This window comes from Deltaproteobacteria bacterium (assembly GCA_016930875.1).
Taxonomy (GTDB): Bacteria; Desulfobacterota; Desulfobacteria; order Desulfobacterales.
Window position 1 is genome coordinate 1 of the sequence record JAFGFW010000099.1, and the last position, 4,826, is coordinate 4,826.

Below are 4,826 nucleotides of genomic sequence, written 5' to 3' on the forward strand. Positions count from 1 at the left end.
ACAATAGCCGTTCTTTGCGGTCTTTTTGAGTGGTTTTGTGGAATGTACTGCGAGTGATATCCAGAAAACCAGAAAAACAGCCATGTTGTTAAGCCATGTTGTTTACCCTTCGGGAAAGCCGATGATACAGCATCTGCTGCGTTGTCAACGGATCGGCGTAAACGACTACAGCCTCGCCCTTGACGCCTTGCATCTGCAGCACCCTCGGCTTTTGCAACGTTAGGGTAAACCTGACAAGATCTCGCTTTTTGATGGGACAGTGTAGGAAGAAATCGACTTGTGCGTCAAGGAGGAAAGTATCGCCTGACACCACAGCATAAATCCCACAAACCAACAGGCTCTCAACATTTGACACGATCCTGGGTGTCGGCAAGATAACCTCTTGGCATTATTCGGGCTTTTTGCGAAACCATTAAAAGGATCTTGCTGGAAAGGACTCAATAATGTTATCACTAACAAAAATCTGATGAAGCCACGAGAAAACACAATTGAACAAGACAGCCAATTAGAGCTGGATTCCGGAAGAGGCTGGCTTATTACAGACGCCGTACAATGTCCCGGGCTCACCCGTGGCGCCGGGGAAATCCAAGGACTGGCAGAAGACGTTCGCAAGAGACTCGCCGTCTTTTCCTACAAACAGCACATGCCCTGTCTTTGGGTGGCCTTCCTTGGGGGAACAGGAACAGGAAAATCGACCATTTTTAATGCCTTTTGCGGGAAGCACTTGAGCGAGACAGGCGTGGAACGACCAAAAACCAGCGGTCCTATCGTTTACGCACATCAAGATTGCCCCATCGCAAATGGTTTCCCCTTCCCCTCAGTGCAAGTGGAACATCAGGCCTTCGAAGATTCCCGTTGCGGGCCGGCTACCGGAACGCCTGGTTGTCTACTCGTATTACAACACAACCGGCAAGACTGGTCTCATATCGTCGTGGTGGACACTCCGGACCTGGACAGTGTGGAAGTTGAGAATCGGCAGATTGCTGAAGACTTCTATCTATTGTCTGATGCGGTCGTGTTTGTGACAAGCCAGGAAAAGTACGCAGACGATGTGCCCTATCAATTCCTCTTAAGAGTCATACAAGAGGAAAAGCCCCTCTTTTTGCTGATCAACAAGGTCAACGAGAGGCTCACTCGGGAAGAGGTGCTAGGAGCGCTTGAGAGCCAGGGTGGCCAGACTGGAGCGCTTGATACGGCCCGGAGGATGTGGTTCATTGCCTATGCGTCCTCTCAACCTTTCCAATGGATCTCTGAAGATCCGGCATTCAGTGACTTCCTGCACAGTTTTTCACAGGAATTCCCAATAGAAGAAATCAGAGACTTCCGGGCAGCCCAACAAACAAGGCGAACCGGGGATTTAAAGATTCGGTTCCGCCGGCTTCTGGATCTCTTGGAGGAAGAAAACGGGGAAGCTCAAAGATGGTTGACACACCTTACGGCTCTTTATGAAAAGATATCCCAGGATCTAGTCAAAGAGGAAGAGAGGCGCTTTACAACAGAAAGCCGCCAACATCTGCAAACAGAAATCAGAAGGCTCTTCACCAAATACGATGTTTTGGCCAAACCCCGCCGATTCATAAGAGAACTCATTTTAACCCCCTTCCGGCTCCTTGGATTGCGCAAGGAAAGCGCTCATGGCGCTCATAAAGACGCGCTTCTAAAAGTCAGACGGAAAATCGACCTGACCCCTGTTCAGGGAGCAATTGAAAGATTCAATCGTCTGGTCCTTGAAGAGCTTTCACCCACCGATGAACACTCCCCGCTCTTCAGAAAGCTTCGCCAATCCGATGTGGCGCTCAAGGATGAAGAGATCAAGGACCGTATCTGGGAAGAACACGACCGGCTCGATGCATGGCTTGAGGAAACATTCCAAAAACTTTCAAAAGGCCTTCCAAGACACAAAAAGTGGGGCATTTACTCCACCTCCATCCTCTGGGGCCTCCTTATTCTGTCTTTTGAAATTGTCGTTGGAGGCGGCTTTACCGTACTGGATGCGGCCTTGGATTCTGTTCTTGCGCCCTTTGTGACAAAGGGGGCAGTGGAACTCTTTGCCTATCGTGAAATTCAAAAAATCGCCAGGAAACTTGCAAAGCGTTATCAAGAAGGACTTCTTTCCGTGTTGCGCCATCAGCGGGAGCGTTATGAACAGTGTGTTCGGTCCCTCATGACATCTCCGGAAACCCTGGAATCCCTGCAAAGATTGCATTGGAAAATTGGGGGATCATCTCCCGATTAGTTGTAGTTCATTAAGGCAAAATAAATGGGTTATCTCCAATTGAGCGGGCGTTATCCCAGAGGGTACAAGGGGTCAAGGATTCAAGGATTCAAGTGAAATGCTAAAAAATTACAAAGAGTTGAAAGTCTGGCAAAAGTCATACGAACTCTGTTTAGAGATATATAGAATAACAGCAAAATTTCCAAAGGAAGAAAGATACGGTCTAACTTCACAGATAAGAAGATCGGTTGTTTCCATTCCTTCAAATATAGCAGAAGGATATGGAAGAAAGACAACCATGGATTACATTAGGATGCTTTACATATCTTATGGTTCTGTTTGCGAATTGGAAACACAAATATTATTAGCAGGGGATTTAGATTTAATTGAAAAAGGTGAATCGGCTACACTAAACAAAGACATAGCGGAAATCGAAAGAATGTTGAAAGCGCTGATAAAGTCTTTAGAAAACAAGCCCTTGAATCCTTGACCCCTTGAATCCTTGGACCCTCTTCTCCAACTAAATTGGAGAAGAACTAAAATTGGAAACTAATGACACATCCTGTTCAGTCACTACAAAGGGAACTCGATCACGTCCTTGATCTTCTGGACCATGGTTCCTTTTACTCTCTTACCGCCGAAGAAGAGCAATCCCTGCGGGGGGATGCGAAGGCGCTTTCCCAAAAACTGGCCGCAACCGAAAGCAGTTTTCTTACGCTCGGGCTGCTGGGTGGAACCGGCGTGGGAAAATCCACCCTCATGAATGCCCTTGCCGGCTCTGAGATCGCCTCGACGAGCCATAGACGTCCTCACACAGATGAGGTGCTTATTTACAGGTATGTGGAAGCAAGGCCGCTTCCATCACTGTCTTTAACGGATGTTCCCTGGCGAGAGATCACGCACCAAGGCAGTGGCATCCGACAAATCCTGCTGTGCGACCTGCCCGACTTTGACAGCCTCATGGGTGAGCACCGCCAGCATGTGTCCCGATTTCTGGAGCACCTGGATGTTCTCGTCTGGGTCACTTCTCCGGAAAAATACGCTGATGGGCGCTTTTATGAATTTCTCCAGACAGCGCCCAAGGCCAAGCAGAATTTCTACTTTGTGCTGAACAAGTTGGACCTTTTCTTCCGGGACGAGGGCATGGAAAGGGGCTATGAGCAAATGGCCAGCGTGACTAAGCGCTTTCAGGAACACATCAAGGAAAACGGCATTGCCGAACCGCTTTTCTGGGCGCTTTCGGCCAAAGAGGCCCTGGATTCCGATCAACCGGCTCCCTGGAATCAGTTTCCGTCCTTCAGGCAACAGATTTTCCAGCAGCGGGACATCAAGCAGATCACGGCCATCAAGGCAGCCAATCTGGATGTGGAAGTCCAAGACCTTCTTTTGGCTTTTAAGAAAGAGGCGCTGAACCTGGAAGCCTTTGAAGGAATTCTTGAGGGTTCAATAAAGGAGCTCGAACAACAGCGTTCGCCGTGGATGAAAGGCGGCCGGCAAACGATTGATACTTGGCTGGAAAAGCATGTCAGCCAACAGATTCTCTCATGCCAGGGCGACCCCTCCCTGCTGGTGGGTCCAGGCTACGGTGTGGCCGTCCTTTTCCAGGGATTCCACAAACGATTTGCGGAAGAAAAACACATCCCCCGGTCGAGTCTTTCTCCCTTGATTCTCCCCGAGGCAATCAAGGTCTCTTTTCAAAGACGTGTCAAATGGGTGGCAGACCGGCTCAATCGTCGCATCCTTCGTCATAACCTCCCCGCGTCATTCCAGGAAGGACTCCAAGACATCCTTAACGTGCCAAAAAAACTTGAAGACCTGGAGGGCCGCCTCACAAGCCTTGTGTCATTGCTGATAGCCAAACCGTCTTTGCCTTCTTTCTGGGGATTCAGGGCACTGCAATTCATGATTTATGCGTTGCTTCTGACCTTTTTTCTCTTGGCTATCGGAGGCGAGACAGCCTGGTTGCAGGTCCTTGACGCCCCCGGCGGGAACAGCGTGGTCCGTCTTCTTCTCTCTGGGATCTCCACGCTTTTCAGCGCCAAAGGACTTGCCGCCCTGGGAAGCTACGCACTCATCAACTTGTTCTTTGCTTTTCGCTTTTACCGCCGCTACCGGACACTCTTGCAGAAGGCCGCCGACAAAATGATAGAGTCCCTCAAAGTGGGGCTGGGAAAGGTCTGGGAAGAAGAACTGGACACCGTGATAGGTGACTTGAATGAATTCAGAGAGAACATCAGATCCAAAGCATCTGCTGTCTCGGCTCTCACGCAAGAAAGGAAAAAAATCTAATGCCAAAATCCCACAGTCAGGTGCTTGAACAAACGAGCCATGACATGGAAACTTATGACGGTTTCCGCATCTGCCGAATTATGGCATGATTCATCTGAAGCACTCCTTGAAGTTGCCGACAAGGCCCTCTATGAAGCCAAACAGCGTGGGCGAAATCGCGTCGTTCTTAAAACCCTCGTAACCGTTCACAGGTTACATTTACGCCGTATGGAATTGTTTTGAAAGATGAACGTCCAACATATTAAAAGATGAACGTCCAACATCGAACATTGAACGTCGAACGTCGAATAATGATGTCGCTCCGCTCCTCAAATTATTCCAA

Annotated in this window: 4 protein-coding genes; 3 read left to right on the forward strand and 1 reads right to left on the reverse strand. The window is 49.0% G+C overall.

Annotation, left to right across the window (positions count from 1 at the left end; translation table 11 throughout):
• Positions 1-88: 88 nt before the first annotated feature.
• The gene (locus tag JW883_09290; GenBank protein MBN1842456.1) at positions 89-373 is read right to left on the reverse strand and encodes a hypothetical protein; all 285 of its coding nucleotides are present in this window, start codon (positions 371-373) and stop codon (positions 89-91) included.
• A gap of 93 nt (positions 374-466) precedes the next feature.
• On the opposite strand from JW883_09290, the gene JW883_09295 reads away from it, so the two are divergent.
• The 3 genes from JW883_09295 to JW883_09305 all read left to right on the forward strand — a co-directional run bounded on the left by JW883_09295 (position 467) and on the right by JW883_09305 (position 4,504).
• Positions 467-2,236 carry a GTPase domain-containing protein gene (locus JW883_09295; protein MBN1842457.1) on the forward strand — a complete coding sequence of 590 codons (1,770 nt, stop codon included), beginning with the start codon at positions 467-469 and terminating at the stop codon, positions 2,234-2,236.
• A gap of 97 nt (positions 2,237-2,333) precedes the next feature.
• Positions 2,334-2,705, forward strand: a complete 372-nt coding sequence (locus JW883_09300; protein MBN1842458.1) for a four helix bundle protein — start codon at positions 2,334-2,336, stop codon at positions 2,703-2,705.
• Positions 2,706-2,767: 62 nt separating this feature from the next.
• A complete protein-coding gene (locus JW883_09305; protein MBN1842459.1) occupies positions 2,768-4,504 on the forward strand; it encodes a 50S ribosome-binding GTPase in 1,737 nt (578 codons plus the stop codon).
• Positions 4,505-4,826: the final 322 nt, after the last annotated feature.

What these genes read in the sequence shown, in the direction of transcription:
- JW883_09305 (MBN1842459.1), top strand. Translation starts at nt 2,768, where the DNA reads ATGACACATCCTGTTCAGTCACTACAAAGGGAACTCGATCACGTCCTT.
- JW883_09295 (MBN1842457.1), top strand. Translation starts at nt 467, where the DNA reads ATGAAGCCACGAGAAAACACAATTGAACAAGACAGCCAATTAGAGCTG.
- JW883_09300 (MBN1842458.1), top strand. Translation starts at nt 2,334, where the DNA reads ATGCTAAAAAATTACAAAGAGTTGAAAGTCTGGCAAAAGTCATACGAA.